Annotated in this window: 16 protein-coding genes and 1 tRNA gene; 7 read left to right on the top strand and 10 right to left on the bottom strand. The window is 61.0% G+C overall.

Translation table 11 applies throughout. The features are described 5' to 3' along the window. The first annotated feature begins 37 nt into the window (after positions 1-37). On the top strand, positions 38-1,486 hold the full coding sequence (gltX, locus tag AFE_RS10250; protein ID WP_012537061.1) for a glutamate--tRNA ligase: 1,449 nt from the start codon (positions 38-40) through the stop codon (positions 1,484-1,486). After that, positions 1,483-2,871 carry a cysteine--tRNA ligase gene (gene cysS / locus AFE_RS10245; RefSeq protein ID WP_012537060.1) on the top strand — a complete coding sequence of 463 codons (1,389 nt, stop codon included), beginning with the start codon at positions 1,483-1,485 and terminating at the stop codon, positions 2,869-2,871. Before gltX ends, cysS begins: the two co-directional genes overlap by 4 nt. Positions 2,872-2,913: 42 nt before the next feature. Here the strand turns inward: cysS and AFE_RS10240 are convergent, their stop codons facing one another. Beyond that, the gene (locus AFE_RS10240; RefSeq protein WP_012537059.1) at positions 2,914-5,262 is read right to left on the bottom strand and encodes an Rne/Rng family ribonuclease; all 2,349 of its coding nucleotides are present in this window, start codon (positions 5,260-5,262) and stop codon (positions 2,914-2,916) included. Positions 5,263-5,458: 196 nt separating this feature from the next. Between AFE_RS10240 and rluC the strand changes: the two genes are divergently transcribed. The 3 genes from rluC to AFE_RS10225 all read left to right on the top strand — a co-directional run bounded on the left by rluC (position 5,459) and on the right by AFE_RS10225 (position 7,767). Continuing rightward, a complete protein-coding gene (gene rluC, locus AFE_RS10235; RefSeq protein ID WP_012537058.1) occupies positions 5,459-6,412 on the top strand; it encodes a 23S rRNA pseudouridine(955/2504/2580) synthase RluC in 954 nt (317 codons plus the stop codon). Next, entirely contained in the window at positions 6,409-7,092 is a 684-nt protein-coding gene (locus AFE_RS10230; protein ID WP_009565185.1) for an HAD family hydrolase, read from the top strand. Before rluC ends, AFE_RS10230 begins: the two co-directional genes overlap by 4 nt. A gap of 105 nt (positions 7,093-7,197) precedes the next feature. Further along, on the top strand, positions 7,198-7,767 hold the full coding sequence (locus AFE_RS10225; protein ID WP_012537057.1) for a methyltransferase family protein: 570 nt from the start codon (positions 7,198-7,200) through the stop codon (positions 7,765-7,767). Here the strand turns inward: AFE_RS10225 and AFE_RS10220 are convergent. The 4 genes from AFE_RS10220 to AFE_RS10205 all read right to left on the bottom strand — a co-directional run bounded on the left by AFE_RS10220 (position 7,760) and on the right by AFE_RS10205 (position 10,316). Beyond that, positions 7,760-8,653 carry an alpha/beta fold hydrolase gene (locus tag AFE_RS10220; RefSeq protein ID WP_009565186.1) on the bottom strand — a complete coding sequence of 298 codons (894 nt, stop codon included), beginning with the start codon at positions 8,651-8,653 and terminating at the stop codon, positions 7,760-7,762. The genes AFE_RS10225 and AFE_RS10220 overlap by 8 nt on opposite strands. Before the next feature lie 116 nt (positions 8,654-8,769). Next, on the bottom strand, positions 8,770-9,564 hold the full coding sequence (locus tag AFE_RS10215; RefSeq protein WP_012537056.1) for an FkbM family methyltransferase: 795 nt from the start codon (positions 9,562-9,564) through the stop codon (positions 8,770-8,772). A 32-nt stretch (positions 9,565-9,596) separates the two neighbouring features. Then, complete coding sequence (locus AFE_RS10210; protein ID WP_009565188.1) at positions 9,597-10,163, bottom strand: DUF805 domain-containing protein; 567 nt, start codon at positions 10,161-10,163, stop codon at positions 9,597-9,599. A gap of 68 nt (positions 10,164-10,231) precedes the next feature. Continuing rightward, positions 10,232-10,316, bottom strand: a tRNA-Leu gene (locus AFE_RS10205). A 54-nt stretch (positions 10,317-10,370) separates the two neighbouring features. On the opposite strand from AFE_RS10205, the gene AFE_RS10200 reads away from it, so the two are divergent. Continuing rightward, entirely contained in the window at positions 10,371-10,997 is a 627-nt protein-coding gene (locus AFE_RS10200) for a hypothetical protein (RefSeq protein WP_012537055.1), read from the top strand. A gap of 82 nt (positions 10,998-11,079) precedes the next feature. On the opposite strand, the gene AFE_RS10195 is transcribed toward AFE_RS10200, so the two are convergent. From AFE_RS10195 to AFE_RS10185, 3 genes are all read right to left on the bottom strand, one after another. Continuing rightward, the gene (locus AFE_RS10195) at positions 11,080-12,156 is read right to left on the bottom strand and encodes an NADH:flavin oxidoreductase/NADH oxidase (protein WP_012537054.1); all 1,077 of its coding nucleotides are present in this window, start codon (positions 12,154-12,156) and stop codon (positions 11,080-11,082) included. Next, positions 12,153-12,881: a dienelactone hydrolase family protein gene (locus tag AFE_RS10190; protein ID WP_009560977.1), complete on the bottom strand. Its 729-nt coding sequence runs from the start codon at positions 12,879-12,881 to the stop codon at positions 12,153-12,155. Before AFE_RS10190 ends, AFE_RS10195 begins: the two co-directional genes overlap by 4 nt. 91 nt (positions 12,882-12,972) lie before the next feature. After that, complete coding sequence (locus tag AFE_RS10185; RefSeq protein WP_180830382.1) at positions 12,973-13,590, bottom strand: TetR/AcrR family transcriptional regulator; 618 nt, start codon at positions 13,588-13,590, stop codon at positions 12,973-12,975. A gap of 162 nt (positions 13,591-13,752) precedes the next feature. Here AFE_RS10185 and AFE_RS10180 point away from each other — a divergent pair, with 162 nt between their 5' ends. Continuing rightward, complete coding sequence (locus tag AFE_RS10180; protein WP_012537052.1) at positions 13,753-14,991, top strand: hypothetical protein; 1,239 nt, start codon at positions 13,753-13,755, stop codon at positions 14,989-14,991. 12 nt (positions 14,992-15,003) lie between these two features. On the opposite strand, the gene nadC is transcribed toward AFE_RS10180, so the two are convergent. Both nadC and nhaA read right to left on the bottom strand, forming a co-directional pair. Next, on the bottom strand, positions 15,004-15,831 hold the full coding sequence (gene nadC, locus AFE_RS10175) for a carboxylating nicotinate-nucleotide diphosphorylase (RefSeq protein WP_012537051.1): 828 nt from the start codon (positions 15,829-15,831) through the stop codon (positions 15,004-15,006). Next, positions 15,828-17,183, bottom strand: coding sequence for a Na+/H+ antiporter NhaA (gene nhaA, locus AFE_RS10170; protein WP_012537050.1), 1,356 nt, complete (start codon positions 17,181-17,183; stop codon positions 15,828-15,830). The genes nadC and nhaA overlap by 4 nt, the downstream gene beginning before the upstream one ends. Positions 17,184-17,192 lie beyond the last annotated feature (9 nt).

The raw sequence follows: 17,192 nt of genomic DNA, 5'->3' as shown, positions 1-17,192 counted from the left end.
AGTATCCTATCCCGGCTTTTGCATTGCGATGCGGCCGATGGCGCAATACTATACCACCATGAATCTCAAGAGTCGCTTTGCGCCCAGCCCCACCGGTTACCTGCACCTTGGCAATGCCCGCACAGCCCTTTTCGCCTGGCTGGCGGCGCGCGGCGCGGGTGGAACATTCATTTTACGTCTGGAAGATACAGATCAGCAGCGCTCCCCCGAGATCTATGAGAGGGCCCTGCTGGAAGATCTGCGGTGGTTCGGCATCGACTGGGACGAAGGTCCGGATCGGGGGGGCGATCACGGCCCCTACCGGCAGATGGAGCGTCTGGCCGTTTATGGCCGGTACTATGCCCATTTGCAGTCCAGTGGACAGGCTTATGCCTGCTATTGCAGCGCCGACGACCTCGCCGCGGAGCGCGCTGTGCAGCGTTCCGCCGGAAAGGCGCCGCGCTATGGGGGGCGCTGCCGGCACCTCGACGCCGCGGCGCGGGCCGAGCGCGAGGCGGCCGGGTTATTGCCTACCCTGCGGTTCCGGGTGCCGGATCAGGGTACCCTCACGGTGCCGGATCTGGTCTGGGGTGAGCGACATTATGCGCTGGCCGATCTGGGGGATTTTGTCATCCGTCGCAGCGACGGCAGCCCGGCTTTTTTTTTCGCCAATGCGGTCGACGACGCGCTGATGGAGGTGAATCTGGTTTTGCGCGGCGAGGATCATCTGACCAATACGCCCCGGCAAATTTTGATATTGCAGGCGCTGGGTTTACCGGTTCCCGCTTATGGGCACCTGCCTTTATTGCTCGGGGCCGACGGTCAGCCCCTGTCCAAACGATACGGAGCTGCCAGCCTGCGTGATCTGCGCAAGGACGGTTATCTGGCCGCGGCGCTGCGCAACTACCTTGCCCGTCTGGGTCATCATTACAGCGCGACGGGCTTTCTGGATAGCAGGGCGTTGGCGCAGGGCTTTGCGCTGAACCAGATCAGCCGGGCGCCCAGCCATTTTGATATGGTGCAGTTGCAGCACTGGCAGCACGAAGCGGTGCAGTCGCTGGACGATGCCGCCGTCTGGAACTGGCTCGCGCCACTGCTGCGGGGTAAGGTGCCGATGGGGCTGGAAATGCCTTTCGTGGCGGCGGTGCGTGCCAATATCCTGCTGCCTGGCGATGCCCTGGATTGGGCCGAGCGCTGTTTTGGCGCTCCCGCGTTGGCTGCCGATGCAGTCGAGGCTATCACCGGAGTCAGTCCGGAGTTCTGGTCCGTCGCTCAGGCGACGCTGCAGGCGTCCGGTGGAGACTACCGGCGCTGGACAAAAGCCTTGCAGCAGGCTAGCGGGCGTCGCGGCAAGGCGTTGTTCATGCCCCTGCGCGCCGCACTCACCGGGCTCACCCACGGCCCGGAACTGGCGGCGCTCCTTCCCCTCATCGGCGAAGAGCGCGCCCTGGCGCGTCTCCATGCCGCTGCCCGACGCCCCTCAACGCCCATCGAGACCACCCTATGATCAATCTGCCCGTAGTGACCCTCTTTGACACCCTGCGCCGCAGTAAAACGCCGCTAGAGGTGCTGCGCCCCAATCATGTGGGACTCTATGTCTGCGGGATGACCGTATACGACTTCTGTCATCTCGGCCATGCCCGGGTCATGGTCACCTTCGATACGGTGGTGCGCTATCTGCGTGAGCGCGGATATGAGGTGACCTACGTTCGCAATATCACCGATATCGACGACAAGATCATTCGTCGGGCGTTGGAGTGTGGCGAGTCGATTCAGTCACTCACGGCACGTTTCATCGATGCCATGCATGAAGATGAGGCGGCGTTGCTCTGCCGGAGACCTGATCTGGAACCGCGGGCGACGGAGCATGTGGGCGCCATGCAAACCCTGATCGGCGAACTCATCCACAGAGGGCATGCCTATGTGGCGGCCAATGGCGATGTGTACTACGCGGTGCGCAGTTTTCCGGAGTATGGCCGCCTTTCCGGCAAGTCCATCGACGAGTTGACGTCGGGTGCGCGGGTCGAAGTCGGCGAAGAAAAACGCGATCCTCTGGATTTTGCCCTGTGGAAAGCGGCCAAGCCCGGCGAGCCGTCCTGGCCTTCAGCGTGGGGAGAGGGGCGGCCGGGCTGGCATATCGAGTGCTCCGCCATGTCCGCCGACGCCCTGGGCTGTGCCTTTGACATACATGGCGGTGGTGCCGATCTGCAGTTCCCGCATCATGAGAATGAAATCGCCCAGTCCCAGGGCGCGGGCTGTGCTTTTGCCCATTACTGGATGCACAACGGCTTTGTTCGCATCAACGACGAGAAAATGTCAAAATCCCTGAATAATTTCTTCACGGTGCGGGAGCTTCTGCCCCGCTATTCCGGCGAAGTGCTGCGTTTTTTCATTCTCTCCAGCCATTACCGCAGCCCATTGAATTATGCGGAAGACGCGCTGGAGCAGGCGAGAGCGGGCCTCACGCGGCTCTATACCGCCCTGCGTGGAATGCCCAGACCTAAAATCGTGGCGGAGATGGGGAGCGAGTGGCGGGAGCGTTTCCATGCCGCCATGAGTGATGATTTTCATACGCCGGCAGCCCTTGCCGTGCTTTTTGATCTGGCCCGCGAACTGAATCGCCTGCGGGACGAAGGCAGTGAGGTGGCAGCGCCGCTCGCCACCCTGTTACGGGAACTGGCGGGTGTGCTGGGCTTGCTGCAACAGGACGCCGAGGGTTTTCTTCGCGGCCACGACGCGGACGTATCCTGGATCGATGGCCGTATTGCCGCGCGCGCCGCGGCGCGACAGGCCCGTGATTTTGCCGGAGCCGACGCCATCCGGCAGGAATTGACAGCCGCTGGAGTCATCCTCGAAGATGGCCCCGGCGGTACCACATGGCGGCGGGGCTAAGGCACTACTACGCCCCGGTTTCTAGCGCGACGTCGCCGTTGCTCAACCGTCGCCCAGCGGGAAAGACTGCTGCTCGGCTTCACCGGGGACGGCAACAGATACTGCTCCGCCATGTTCCATGGTCTCCACGGCCAGTAAGTCACCCTGCACGGGTTCCGGGGTGGGCTCCTGCCGCACTGCCATCCGCAAGGATTCCCGAGTGGTGTCTTTGACCGGTTCTTGAACGGTCAAGGACGCGGGCTCCTCTGCAGGCAGGCTTTCTACCTCCCGTGCCGGATCATTTTGAAAGGTCGGATCGGCGGCCGGAGTCCGCGTCGTGGCGGGGACCAGCATCTGGTGCCAGTCGGCAGCGGCGGGTACCGAGCCGGGATAGACGAGTTCCTCCAGGGCATGGCTGTCATCCTCGGGGCCCGCCAGCAGATCGTTATCCTGAAATTCCTCTGTCGTATAGCTGCCCTCAGGGGCTTCCTCATCTGCCGAAGAGGATTCGGCACCATTCTCTCCACCCTGGGTGGAACGCCGGGCGCGCGCCCGGCGTCCACCGCGGCGCCGGCGCCGGCCACTGCGCCCCTCGCCGCTGTTTTCCTGCTCATCGCTGCTGATCTCGCTGGCCTGCTCCGTGCTTGCCGACATCTCGGCACCACTGGTTTCCGCCAGGAAAGTCGCGGCATCAACGGGCACATAACGGGATACCAGCGCCCGCACCAGGCGGGCCAGAATGCCTTCTTCCGGCGGAACGACCTTGGCAGGTACTTTCGCCTTCGGGCTGCTGGGTGCCGGTGGTGTGCGTAGTGGTGGCAACACCTCGGGCGGTGGCGGTGCGGTCAACGGACTCAGGGCCGCGGATTCGTTCGTCGGGCGGCTGGGGCGTGCGGGCAGGGCGTTGCCTTCACCCCCAGGCGCCGGAGCCGTCCGGCCGCTGCCGCCCTCCACGCGCGTCCGCTGAATCTGATAATGGGGCGTAACCATCTCTGGCGTGGGAATGACCAGAATACGGGTGTCGGTTTTGGCCTCGAGTTCCAGAATCTGGCGGCGTTTTTCGTTGAGCAGATAGACGGCCACATCCACCGGTACCTGACACTCTACCTCGGCGGCACCGGTTTTCATGCACTCCTCATACAGCAGGCGCAGGACGTGCATGCTGGTGGCTTCGCAGCCCCGTATCTGACCGGTACCGTTGCAGCGCGGGCAGGGCTCGGAAGAGGCTTCCTCCAGGCTCGCACCCAGACGTTGCCGGGACATTTCCATGAGGCCAAAGCGGGAGATGCGCCCCAACTGTACCCGGGCCCGATCCAGCTTGAGTGCCTCCTTGAGTTTGTTCTCCACTTCGCGCTGGTGTTTGGGAGATTCCATATCGATGAAATCGACCACGATAAGCCCGCCCAGATCACGCAGGCGAATCTGCCGGGCGATCTCCTCAGCGGCTTCCAGGTTGGTCTGAAATGCGGTCTCCGCAATATCCTGTCCCTTGGTGGCGCGCCCCGAATTCACGTCGACGGCCACCAGCGCTTCGGTGTGGTCGATGACGATGGCTCCCCCCGACTCCAGGCGCACTTCGCGGCTGAATGCGGACTCGATCTGCTGCTCGATCTGGTAGCGGGAGAAAAGAGGTACGTCGTTGTCGTAGTATTTCAGGCGATGCACCATTTTCGGCATCATGGAGCCCATGAACTGCACCGCGGCATTGTAGGCGCCTTCCTCGTCGATCAGCACCTCGCCGATATCCTCGGAAAAGTGATCGCGCAGGGCGCGAACCACGACATTACCCTCCTGATAAATCAGGAAAGGCGCGGCGCGCGGCGCCGCCGTATCGACGATGGCCTGCCAGATCTGTTTGAGGTATTCCAAGTCGCGCTGCAGGGCCTCCAGCTCCTGGCCGATCCCCGCGGTACGGGCGATGACGCCCATGTTTTCGGGGATGTCCAGGAGCTGGAGGTGCTGGCGGATCTGGGTGCGGTCCTCGCCTTCGATGCGTCGGGAGACGCCACCGGCACGCGGATTGTTCGGCATCAGCACCAGATAGCGTCCGGCCAGACTGACGAAGGTGGTGAGCGCCGCGCCTTTGCTGGAGCGTTCTTCCTTGTCTACCTGAACGATGATTTCCTGACCTTCCCGCACCAGATCCTGAATGCGCTTGCGGCCCTGCTCCTGCTGCTGGAAGTACTCCCGGGCGATCTCCTTGAGGGGCAGAAAACCGTGCCGTTCGGCACCGTAGTCGACGAAGGCGGCTTCGAGGCTCGGCTCCACACGGGTGATGCGGCCCTTGTAAATATTGCTTTTTTTCTGTTCCCGGTACGCGCGTTCAATATCCAGATCGAGGAGTTTTTGACCATCTACCAAAGCCACCCGCAACTCCTCCGCGTGGGTAGCATTAATCAACATCCGTTTCATAAGTTCTTCTTTCTCCGGCGCTCAACCCACAAGCCCAAGGGGCCCACCAGGGAGCGCAGCGTTTGTAATTGGGACCGACGGGGTTACCGTCGATGCTGAAATTGGGGCCGCGCTCCGAGAAGCGCAGCGTCCCAAGTCGAAATATATGCCATAAAAGAATAGAATCGCAAATGAAAAAAGCACAGAGGCAGGGAAAATGGCGGAAAACGGGGTGCGACAATGGCAGGTGACCGACGCGGAAGCCGGGCAGAGGCTGGATAACTTCCTCTTGCGGGTGATGAAAGGTGTGCCGCGCTCCCATATCTACAAAATCCTGCGCAGCGGCGAAGTTCGGGTGAACAAGGGGCGGGCGCGACCGCACTACCACCTGGCAGAGGGCGACGTGCTGCGACTGCCGCCGGTGCGGGTGGCGGCGCCCAGCGATCCCGCCGTACTGCCAGCCTACCTGCAGGGCCAGTTGGAAGCCGCTGTCCTTTACGAAGACTCCCATCTGCTGGTGCTGGACAAGCCCAGCGGGCTGGCCGTGCATGGGGGATCGGGCTTGAGCTGGGGCGTCATCGAAGCATTGCGCCAGTTGCGGCCCGATGCCCGTGAACTGGAGCTGGTACATCGCCTGGACCGCGACACCTCCGGCTGTCTGATATTCAGCAAGAAACGCTCGGCGCTGCGTGCGCTCCATGAAGCCCTGCGGGCAGGCCTCATGGAGAAACGTTATCTGGTGCTGGCGGCCGGTGACTGGCAGGGCGAAGCGCGTTCCGTGCGTCTGGCCCTGCGCAAGAACACCCTGCAGTCCGGCGAGCGCATGGTGCGGGTGGACCCAGTGGAGGGTAAGGCCGCACATACACATTTCCTGCCACTGGAACGTTTCCGCGGCGCGGTGCTGTTGCAGGCGGACCTCGATACCGGGCGTACGCACCAGATTCGGGTTCACCTGCAAGCGATTGGGCATGCGGTGGCAGGCGATGAGAAATACGGCGATGCGGCCTTCAACCAGCGTCTGCGCGCCCTGGGCCTGCGGCGACTTTTTTTGCACGCGGCCCTGGTGGCCTTCCGCCACCCGCAGGACGGCCGGCCCATGCGCATCGAGGCCCCGCTGCCTGCTGATCTGCAAGCCATTCTCACCCCACTGCGTAAGGAGTCTGCCGGATGATTTTGCCCCCTGATGATTGCCGACTGATCATTTTCGATTGGGACGGCACCCTCATGGACAGCATTTCTACCATCTGCGGCTGTCTGGCCCATGCTTTTGGCTATGCAGGGCTGGCGGATCGCGGAACGCAGCAGTACCGGGAAATCATCGGATTGGGACTGGAAGACGCCTTGGCGGCTCTCGCCCCCGATGCGGATAGGTCTACCCGGGAACGGATTCTGGCGGGTTACCGGGAGTGCTTTTTCGGCACGCCGGTCCGTGAAATGCCCCTCTTTCCGGGGGTGGAAGACACGGTGGTGCAACTCGCCGATGCTGGCTATGAGATCGCCGTGGCCACCGGCAAAGCCCGCCGCGGCCTGGATCGGGTGCTGGGCGAGCATCCCCGACTCGCCGCTTGCATCAGCGCCAGTCGCTGTGCCGATGAAAGCCGCTCCAAACCAGACCCCCTGATGCTCCGCGAACTGCTACGGCACTACGATCTGCCCCCAGCGGCGGCCATCATGGTGGGCGACACCGTGCACGACATGGAAATGGCCGTGGCCGCCGGGGTCTTGCCGGTGGGGGTGCTCTGCGGCGTACACGGCGCGGAACGCCTGGATGCCAGCGGTGCCGCGATGTGTTTTGCCGACCCCACCGCCTTGCCTGGGTGGCTCATTCGCAAACGCCCCAGGTTTGAATAGCTGTCGCAACATTCGGGATAATCTCAAGGATTCAGGATGTGGAGATATGGTGGTACACTGGTTCATCGCTGGTGAACGGGGCAAGCGGCTCAAGGGCGGTGAGGAATGATGATATCTGCTGTTCTGCTGTTGGCGCTGTTATCAGCGTGGATATTGCTGGAGTTGTACCTGGAATACTTTTTCCGTTCCCCCATGAATGCGAACAGGCAGGATGGCGGGTCTTCGAAAATATTCAACATCGTGATCCTGTCCAGCGTAGGAAGCTGGGCGTTCGTGTTGGCGCTGGAGATCCGCCAGGAGCCACATATCGCGCTCTATCTGCCGCGGGTGGGGGTTTCGTTACTGGTGGCGGGACTCATGTTGCGAACATACGCGATCATGACGTTGAGGAGATATTTCACCGTGGATCTGGCCATTCAGCCCGGACACCGGCTGATCCGGCATGGACCCTATCGCATGGTGCGCCATCCGTCCTATACGGGTGCGCTGCTCTGTTTTTTGGGGTTGGCGCTGTCGTTTGGCTACTGGGCCACCGCCATCCTGATCGTCGTTCCTGTCATTTTGGCCTACCTCTGGAGAATCGCCAAAGAGGAACGCATACTCGCGGATGCCTTCGGGATCGCTTATCAGGAATACCGCAACTGCACGTACTGCCTTGTTCCCGGTATCATTTAGCGGGTTCCTGCGAAGCGGCCAGGACCGCATCCTGGTCCAACGCCGCACGGATCTCCGCGGCATGGGTCAGCAACAGCGTATGCGAGCCTGACTCCAGGAGATGGAACTGCGCCGTCGGCAAATGTGCAGCCATCGCCAGACCAACCTGCAGACTGTTCACATGATCCTGCGCACCCTGCCAGACATGCACCGGCACCCGGATGTCCTCCAAATGGAAGGGCCAGGGGCGGTTGAGCACCGCGAAATCGTCAGCCATCCCTGCAGTCCCTTGCCGCAACGCCTCCCGCAAGTCGTCGCAAAGCTTCGCCAGAACGTCGGGCGCCATCAGCAGGGCATGGTCCCGGGTAGTCATCTTTGCCGCGAACTGCGCCACGAAGCGCTCCGGCCTCCGCTGCATACCCGCCATTCTGAGGCGCAACAACGCCCTGAAAAGCCACGGTGCATGGCGCACCAGGATAAAGATGGTGTGGTCCTGAAGACCGAATGCGGATCGTACCTCGGGAAGCTCCGCCGGTCCCGAGCTGCTCGCCAGATGCACGGTGCGCACTCGCCCCGGCATGGCGCGGGCGCAGGCCAGCGCGTAGGGACCACCGCCGGAGAAACCCAGCACGTGAAAGGCGTCCAGCCCCAGATGCTTTGCCAGAGCTTCGCCCGTCGCCGCCACTTCGGTCATGGTCAGTCCCGGCTGCCGGTCCGATGCTCCATATCCCGCCCGGTCGAAGGCGACCCAGCGCAGACCGTTACGCAGGGCTGCAGGCAGCAACTCCAGTTGCAGGCGGGAGCCGGGCGTACCGTGAAGGAACAATACCGGCAACCTCCCGTTCGGGTCACCGATGTCTTCATAGGATACGACCCGGCCGGAATCCGAGGTGAACGACCGTTTCATCTTTCAGGCATTGTGTTCGGTCGCAGGCGATCTGCCGGGGCAGTCCACTTCGTGCCGTCGGTAAGGATGCTCTGCCTGGCCGCCGCACACGGTCGTACCCCGCTCCATGGCGGAATCTACACCGTGGTATTGATCATGGAGATCACCGGATCCGATTCGTGTACGGCGATTATATTGATCCCAAATTGGAATGTTTTATAGCCTAACCCGGTAACGAATCCGATCAGTTCGTTTTCCTCTGACTTGATTTTTTCAATGAGCATGCCCGGCTTATTGCGTATGATCGTTTCCCTTGCGCCATGGAGCACATCGATTTCCATCCCCTCGACATCAATTTTGATAAAATCCACCCGTCCGCTTATCGCCTGATCAATGGCAACCATCCGCGTCCGGATGGCTTTTTCTTCGGAATAGTCTATTTCCTGGCCGATGAATTCGTTGCTTGCCGATTTTTTCAATTCCAGGCTGCCGTAGCTCGACGGCAGGTTGTAGTCCGGTGACGGAACCCCGATGAACCCGTTGCCGGCGCCGACGGCGGCCCATTCGGCTCTGGCGTTGAAGCAGTTGTTGATGGCGATGTTTCCGGCCAGCGCATAAAAAATTCTTTCCTGCGCTTCAAAGGCGACCACCGATCCCCAACCGTACATGAGCTTTGCCCACTCTATGGTGTGAACGCCTATATTGGCGCCGCAATCGATGGCAAAGACGCCATCGCCATGGTGGGTTCTTCTGGCGGATAACAACTGCAGGACGAGATCCACTTCGGGCTGGTCGAAAGACGACGACGTGAGTATTTGATGGCCAACGCCAAATGCCCCGCCGGGAACGATTCTGTAGTCATTTCTGTTGACTATCATGGCGCCATGATTGGTTGACGCCATGACAAATGCAATTGGTCTGAAGGTGGTCAATGTTGAATCCTCATGAATTACAGGCGCCTCGATCAGGATCTATCGATCTCGCGCCCGGAAACAGGCGTGGCGTGGGAGTCCAGAGGGTTTGGGCCATAACGGTTCTCTCCTGGGCTTCCCGGCAGGATGGTGAAGATGAAGATCGTAAGGCCCAGCGCGATGCCGATCAAGCCCAATATGCCCAAGACTATTGCCATACCGCCACTGGGCAGACCAGCCTGCAGATTTTGGGTATTGTGCATGATAGTGGTCCTGAAGATCGCATATCCCAACGCTCCGTCGAGCAGGAGCCCGTTGATAAAGGAGACGCCAACCCACCAACCCGTCCGTCCAATGTCGTGAACACGACGGACCGTAACCATCAGCATTGGTACGACAGTGGCCAGGGCTACCAGCCAGAACCCCATCGTGACAATCGAAAGGAGAATGGAAGGGGTGCTGGACTGACCGTGGGTTCGGACATAGGTACCCAGTAGCTGTACGGCAATATTCAACAATAGATAGAATAAAAGGAAATACCAGTATTCCGAGCGCGGCGCCCGGCCGCTTCTAGTGAAAAACTTTTGATACCCTGACATAATGGATTGTTGCATATTCATTTATGCCCCTTTTGTACCGAACTTGCGGCACGCGATCAGCTTACGGAGCAACGGCATTTTTGAGAAGTTGGTGCGAAAGGCGAGACTCGAACTCGCACGGCCGTAACCGCTGGAACCTAAATCCAGTGCGTCTACCAATTCCGCCACTCTCGCATTCGCGCTATCTTATGCGGAATGTCGTTTGTAGACAATGAGCGGGGTGCGGAAATGGCCAAGTCACAGCAACAGTCCCGTTTGCGGCGCTTGCTGGTGGTGGAATCGGCGCGGATCATGGCCGACGAAGGGGTGGTGGACTTCCGGGTGGCCAAGGAAAAGGCGGCGCGCCGCCTGGGCGCCGGCGGCGACGCCCAGCAGGACTGGCCAAGTAATGCGGAGATCGAGGAAGAGCTTCAGTCGCGTCTGCAGCTTTTCCACGGTCAGGTTCATGAGGCGGAGTTGCGCCAGCTCCGCGAGCAGGCTGCGCAGGCCATGCAGTGGCTGGCGGAGTTTCGGCCGCGTCTGACCGGGCCGGTTCTGACCGGGACGGCGACGCGCCACGCGCCCGTCACCCTCCATCTTTTTGTGGACGCGCCGGAGAGCGTGATTTTTTTTCTGATGGATCAGAAGGTAGCTTATGAAGAAGTCTGGCAGCGGCTTCATTATGGGGATGCCCCGGCCCGGGATTATCCTTGCCTGAAGCTGAATTTTGCCGGGGCGGATCTGCGTCTGGTCCTCTTTGATCTGGACGAGGACCGGCGCAGTCCCGCATCCCCCGTGGACGGCCGACCTTTGCGCAGGGCGACGCTCGCGCAGTTGCAGAAATTGCTGGTGGAATCCGTCCCGAACCCCGTCTGACACCCTTTATTACCGCTCCCTGCGGGCCGCCGCAAGCGCGTTTTTTGCCACCCCGATGGCAGCCCCCGAACGGTAAGGGGGATTATGGGCGTGCTTTGGCGCGATCGTACTGTACGGGCCAGGCGATATCGACGCCGAGTTCTCGGGCCGCGTGCAGGGGCCAGTAGGGGTTGCGCAGCAGTTCCCGGGCCAGGGCCACGGCGTCAGCCTGTTCGGTGACGAGGATGTGTTCTGCCTGCATCGCCTCGGTGATGAGGCCGACAGCGACGGTGGGCATGCCGACCTCCTGGCGGATGGCGCTGGCGAAAGGCGTCTGGAAGCCGGGGCCGGCGGGGATGACGGCATCCGGCGTCATGCCACCGCTGCTGCAATCGATGACGTCCACGCCACGGTCCTTCAACGCTTTGGCGAGGACGACGGACTGCTCCAGATCCCAGCCGCCGCGCACCCAGTCCGTGGCGGAAATCCTCACCCAGAGGGGCAGATCTTCGGGCCACACCGCGCGCACGGCAGCGGTGATTTCCAGTGGCAGGCGCATGCGGTTTTCCAGGCTGCCGCCGTAGTCGTCGGTCCGCTGGTTGCTGATGGGGGACAGAAAGCTGTGCAGCAGATAGCCGTGGGCCATGTGCAGTTCCAGAACCTCGAATCCCGCGGCCAGTGCACGTCTGGCCGCGGCCACAAAGTCCCTGCGTACCTTCTCCAGGTTCTGGGCGTCCATGGCGTGGGGCACGGTATGGCTGTGGTGGAAGGGCAGGGCACTGGGTCCCAGAGGCTCCCAGCCGCCCTCGGCATCGGGCGCAATGGGGTCGCCACCGAGAAAGGGCGGCCGGGTGGACGCCTTCCGTCCCGCATGGGCGATCTGAATGGCGGTGACCGTCCCCTGCGTCTTCATGAACGCCACGATGGGAGCCAGTGCCCGCGCCTGCGCATCCGTCCAGATACCGAGGTCGCGGGGGGAAATGCGGCCTTCCGGGCTGATGGCAGCCGCTTCCACCATGACCAGCCCGGCGCCACCCACGGCGCGGCTGCCGAGATGCACCATATGCCAGTCCCCAGCGACGCCATCGGGTGTGGAATACTGGCACATGGGCGCCACGCAGATGCGGTTGCGCAGGGTGACGCTGCGTAACGTCCAGGAGGAAAACAGCTTGTGCGTCATGCGGATGCTCCGAGGTAACGGGTGAAGTGGTCAAGGGTCAGGCGCCAGCCTTCCTGCGCGGCATCGGGACGGAAGCTGCCCCGGGGATCCGCAAAAAAGCCGTGTGGCGCACCCGGAAACACGGTCAGGGTATAGCGTTTGCCGGCGGTGCTGAGCGCGGTGGCGATGCGACCATGTTCTTCGGGGGTGATGGATTGGTCCTCCGCGCCGTAAAGCAGCAGCAGCGGCGCCCGCATCTGGTCCACCAGATGCAGCACTGGCTTACGTCCGACGGAATCCTGATCGGGGGCAATACCGCCGCCGTAGAAGGCGACCGCGGCGCGAAGCTGGTCTGCATGGATGGCATTGGCCATGAAGGCGTAGCGTCCGCCCATACAGAACCCCAGCGCCCCGATGGCGTCCTTGCGCACCTCGGCACGTTGCTGCAGTGCCTGGATGGCCAGGCCCGCCTCCTGCATGACGACTGCGTCGTTCAGGGTCTTGAGGTGGCCGATGGCACCGTCAAAGTCGGAATAATCATAGGTCTTGCCGTGATACAGGTCGGGCACCATGGCGCAATAACCCGCCCGGGCAAGACGCTGGGCCACGTCCTGAAAGTGTGCGTTGACTCCGAAGGCCTCGATGAAGACCAGCACGGCCGGGTATGGACCCACGCCGACGGGGCGGGCATACCAGGCGCGTGGGCCGTTTTCCAGTTGAACCCATTCAGAGGTGATCTGCGACATGATATCTCCTTGCTGCGGTCAGGAAGCAGAAAAAAGCGGCACGCCGGAAATTGCGAAGCAAATGTTCACGGCACGCTACGGGACGCTACTATCAGGCGGCCAGTGACTGGACGTAGAGTTGCAACTGTCGCAAACAACGCCGATAGGCTTCGACGGACTGCGCATTTTTGCCCAGGCCGACGCAGCCTTCGATGGCGGCAACGATGAAGAGTGCTACCTCTTTCGCCTCGACGTCGGTGCGCACCTTGCCGGCGGTCTGCCCCCTGGCCAAGGCGTCGGCCATGACCGCGACCCAGCGATCGAGAATCTGCTGCAACCCGCAGCGGAACGCCTCATCGAGGGGGCTCATCTCCTGGATGAGATTATTGAGGGGACAGCCGTAGCGGATGACGGATTCGTCGGCAGTAGTGATTTTTTCTTCGAGAATACGCTGGAGGCTGACCAAAGGGTCATCGTGCTCGGCAAAAGGGGCGAACCACCGCACCGCAAGTTGCGGCGCAATCACTTCTTCGACTACGGCCAGCCCCAGTTCGCGCTTGGTGCCGAAGTGATGGTAGAGCGCGCCTTTGCTTACCGAGGTATTGGCAAGAATGCGTTCCAGGCTGGCCGCCTGAAAGCCGGATTCCAAAATCTCGATATAGGCGGCGTCCAGTAGATCGCTGCGGGTCTGCTCCGGGTTACGGGTTTTCCGTAGGGGCTGTATCATCATGCAATTAAGGATACCGACCAATCGGTATCTTGTCAAGGAAATGCATGTGCTTTTCCGGCAAGATGCGGTCGGTGAAGCAAGGGCAGTGCGAGGGGGTAGTACGTTGGCCGCCTGGATCAAGGGGGGTACACTGATCGGCAGGATGTGAATGGAGGGATGGATATGCAGGCATCGGTAGATTTTCAGCGACAGGGCGACAAGCAGAATTCCGCTTTTTTTGAGGAGTGGCTGGGACGGTTGCTGGAAGACCGTGACCGCCAGGGTCTCAGCGAAAATATCGGCCGTATCGACAGTCTGATGATCACGGTGGAGCCCGGGCATTCCGCGGCCTATGTCGGCGAACTCTGCCTGATGACGCCTTATGACTACCTGGTTACCCTGGAAACAGAGCAGCACTCGACGCACATCCTGCGAATCGACATGAATGCCCCCGACGTGTTGGTGCGGGAGGTGAAAGATCCCAACCTGCACGGTATTTTTCGCAGTCTCAACGAGGTCTACCCCATCGGGGCGCGGCGGCCGAACTCCCGATATATGGGGGAAATCTTTCAGGTTAAAAACCTGCATGAGGTGGTGGAGGCGCAGAAGGGCCGGGAAATCCGTTTTTTCAATCAGGAGCAGGTTCGCCACCTGGAGTTGCCGGGGAATATGGCCATCGTCAAACCGTCTCCCTATACCCACAATATCGTCGGTTACTGGGAGCGCCCGGACGACCACATCCGGGTCTATTCCCTGGGGCTGTCCTTCATCCGGGAGGACATGCAGGTCGCCTTTGAACGGGCCAAGGAATTGCGTGAGAGGCTCGGTCTGGACAAGCTCCTTCTACCCATCGACCACCTGGCGACCAGGGTATACAGTCAGAACCGGGAGGCGGCCATTCTCGAGTATCTGACTCTCTCCAGTTACTACTATTGGGGTTCCTACGATATTCCCGATCAGAACTCCTCCACGAATGTGACCAAGAGCATGCATTTTACCAGTGAATTGCATAGCCCGGCCAAGGTTTTTACCGCCGCCAACCATCCGTACTTTTGCAATCATCTGATCGGCAGACCATCCCCCACCGAGGCCTTCGTGCGCAACTTCGGGCCGCGTTTACATCATCTGGCGGTGGCGGTGCGGGATGGACACACCGGAGGTCAGGCCAATATCGACCATGTGGTGAACGTCCTGCAGAATTGCGGGCAGAAATTTCTGCTGGAGGTTGCTGGTTCGGAGCGGGAAGGGCTGAAGCAGATTTTCTCCAGCGCTTCGGAACATTCCTCGCTGATCGTGGAGTACGTACAGCGCTTCGGAGGTTTCCAGGGCTTCTTCACCAAGGATAATGTCGCCGACCTGACGGCGGCGGCAGGTGCGGATGAGACCCTGCGCAGTCTGGATGCGGCGGCACGTGCCTCCTGAGCGGAGGAACGCTCAGAGATGGCGCAGCGACAGATCCAGGCTGCGCAGATGGCGGGTGAGGCTGCCCACGGAAATGAAATCCACGCCGGTGGCCGCTGCTTCAGTGATATTGTGCAGGTCCATATTCCCCGATGCCTCCAGGGGCAGACGCCCTGCGACTCGCTGCACGGCAAGGCGCAAATCCTCCAGGGTAAAGTTGTCGAGAAGGATCATGTCGGCACCCGCGCTCAGCGCTTCTTCCAACTGGCTCAGATTTTCCACTTCAATTTCGATGCGGGTGAGTGCCGGAGCCAGATGCCGGGCCGCCTGCAGTGCCGCCGCGATGCTGCCGCAGGCAGCGATGTGATTTTCCTTGATGAGAATGCCATCGTATAGGCCCAGTCGGTGGTTGTGTCCGCCACCGATGCGCACCGCATATTTTTGCGCGTGACGCAGGCCGGGGATGGTTTTACGAGTGTCCAGCAGGTGGGTTTTATGACCGCGCAACAGGTCGACAAAAGTCCTGACCAGGGTGGCGGTACCGGAGAGCGTCTGCAGGAAATTCAGCGCGGTGCGCTCGCCGCTGAGCAGGGCCCTGGCAGGACCGGCAATGCGGCAGATTTCCTGATCGGGCAGCATCCACGCGCCTTCGGCCAATTGCCAGTGGATCTGAAGGGCGGGGGATAGCGCGGCGAAAGTGGCATCCGCATAGGGACGTCCGCAAAGAATGCCCGCTTCCCGGCTGATGATGCGCGCGCGCAATTCCTGATCTGCCGGAATGAGTGCTGCGGTCAGGTCACCGCTGCCGATATCTTCGGCAAGCGCCTCTTGTACCGTGTGTAATACGTCAGCGGGGATCATGCGGGTACGTCTCCTTTTTTGCGGCTTACCTGAAACAGCCAGAGCAAACCTATGCTTGCGGCTATCAGCGATGCGAGCAGGATACCGAGTTTGGCTTCTTCTCGCAGACGCGGATCGCCAAAGGCCAGTTGGCCGATAAATAAGGACATGGTAAAACCGATGCCGCCGAGCCAGGCAGCGCCCAGCAGGTGCCGCCATCGTACCCCGGCAGGCAGCCGCGCGATTTTGAGGCGCACGGCCAGCCAACTGCTGAGGCCGATGCCCAGGAATTTGCCCAATACCAATCCCAGGCAAGTACCGATGGTAACGCTACTGAACAGCATGTTCACGGAGATATGCGCAAAATTGATGCCGGCGTTGGCGAGCGCAAAAACCGGAAGGACCGCAAAAGTCACCCAGGGCTGAATGGCATGCTCCAGACGCTGTTGGGGAGCCAGCGCGGCGACACTGAGGTTGCGGATGTCCTGAATGATCCCGGCGAGCTGTCCGTTGACCAGAGGATTCAGACGTTTGCTGTGGGTTATGGTATCGCGCAGGTGTTGTCCGTGGGCACTGAGGTTGTCCGCTAGTTCGTCGGGCAGTATGCGGCCCCGCGCCGGGATGGTAAACGCCAGAAAAATCCCGGCCACCGTGGCGTGGATTCCGGAGAGTATCACGAAATACCAGAAGGGTAGCCCGACCAGCAGATAGGGCAGGGTATGACGAACGCCGCTCCGGTTGAACAAAAGCAAGGCCAGCAGCAAGAGCGCGGCGATCATCAGCGCTTTGATATGGAGCGCCGGTGTGTAAAAAATCGCGATGACCAGCACTGCACCCAGATCATCGGCGATGGCCAGGGCGGTCAGAAAAATGATCAGATTACGGGGGATGCGCCAGGCGAGCAGGACGAGAATCCCGATGGCGAAGGCAATATCCGTCGCCATCGGGATTCCCCAACCGTCTGCCGCCGGGCCGGTCGGGTTAAACTGGTGATAAATCAGTGCCGGGGCCAGCATGCCGCCAAGCGCGGCGATGACCGGCAAGGCGGCATCCCGCAGCGAGGAGAGCTCCCCGACCAGAAATTCCCGCTTGAGTTCCAGCCCGACCACAAAAAAGAACACCGCCATCAGTCCGTCGTTAATCCAGTGATGCAGGCTCTGATCGAATATCCAGTTACCCCAGCGCAGGCTGAGATGCTGCTCCCAGAACGCGTGATAGGCCGTGTGCCAGGTGGAGTTGCTGAGAATCAGGGTGAGGATGGTGGCCGCGATGAGAACGATACCACCCGCCGTTGCCCGCCGCAGAAACTGTTCGAAAGGCGAGAGCATGCTTCCGAACAGGGGTTCCAGGGGATAGATCTGGCGTTTAGCCATCCGGGTGTC

Source organism: Acidithiobacillus ferrooxidans ATCC 23270, assembly GCF_000021485.1.
Lineage (GTDB): Bacteria > Pseudomonadota > Gammaproteobacteria > Acidithiobacillales > Acidithiobacillaceae > Acidithiobacillus > Acidithiobacillus ferrooxidans.
This window is presented reverse-complemented; position numbering and strand designations above follow the sequence as displayed.

Bases quoted from the DNA above. Each gene is read 5' to 3' on its own strand.
- gltX (WP_012537061.1), top strand. From the start codon at position 38: ATGGCGCAATACTATACCACCATGAATCTCAAGAGTCGCTTTGCGCCC.
- cysS (WP_012537060.1), top strand. From the start codon at position 1,483: ATGATCAATCTGCCCGTAGTGACCCTCTTTGACACCCTGCGCCGCAGT.
- AFE_RS10240 (WP_012537059.1), bottom strand. From the start codon at position 5,262: ATGAAACGGATGTTGATTAATGCTACCCACGCGGAGGAGTTGCGGGTG.
- rluC (WP_012537058.1), top strand. From the start codon at position 5,459: ATGGCGGAAAACGGGGTGCGACAATGGCAGGTGACCGACGCGGAAGCC.
- AFE_RS10230 (WP_009565185.1), top strand. From the start codon at position 6,409: ATGATTTTGCCCCCTGATGATTGCCGACTGATCATTTTCGATTGGGAC.
- AFE_RS10225 (WP_012537057.1), top strand. From the start codon at position 7,198: ATGATGATATCTGCTGTTCTGCTGTTGGCGCTGTTATCAGCGTGGATA.
- AFE_RS10220 (WP_009565186.1), bottom strand. From the start codon at position 8,653: ATGAAACGGTCGTTCACCTCGGATTCCGGCCGGGTCGTATCCTATGAA.
- AFE_RS10210 (WP_009565188.1), bottom strand. From the start codon at position 10,163: ATGAATATGCAACAATCCATTATGTCAGGGTATCAAAAGTTTTTCACT.
- AFE_RS10200 (WP_012537055.1), top strand. From the start codon at position 10,371: ATGGCCAAGTCACAGCAACAGTCCCGTTTGCGGCGCTTGCTGGTGGTG.
- AFE_RS10195 (WP_012537054.1), bottom strand. From the start codon at position 12,156: ATGACGCACAAGCTGTTTTCCTCCTGGACGTTACGCAGCGTCACCCTG.
- AFE_RS10190 (WP_009560977.1), bottom strand. From the start codon at position 12,881: ATGTCGCAGATCACCTCTGAATGGGTTCAACTGGAAAACGGCCCACGC.
- AFE_RS10185 (WP_180830382.1), bottom strand. From the start codon at position 13,590: ATGATGATACAGCCCCTACGGAAAACCCGTAACCCGGAGCAGACCCGC.
- AFE_RS10180 (WP_012537052.1), top strand. From the start codon at position 13,753: ATGCAGGCATCGGTAGATTTTCAGCGACAGGGCGACAAGCAGAATTCC.
- nadC (WP_012537051.1), bottom strand. From the start codon at position 15,831: ATGATCCCCGCTGACGTATTACACACGGTACAAGAGGCGCTTGCCGAA.
- nhaA (WP_012537050.1), bottom strand. From the start codon at position 17,183: ATGGCTAAACGCCAGATCTATCCCCTGGAACCCCTGTTCGGAAGCATG.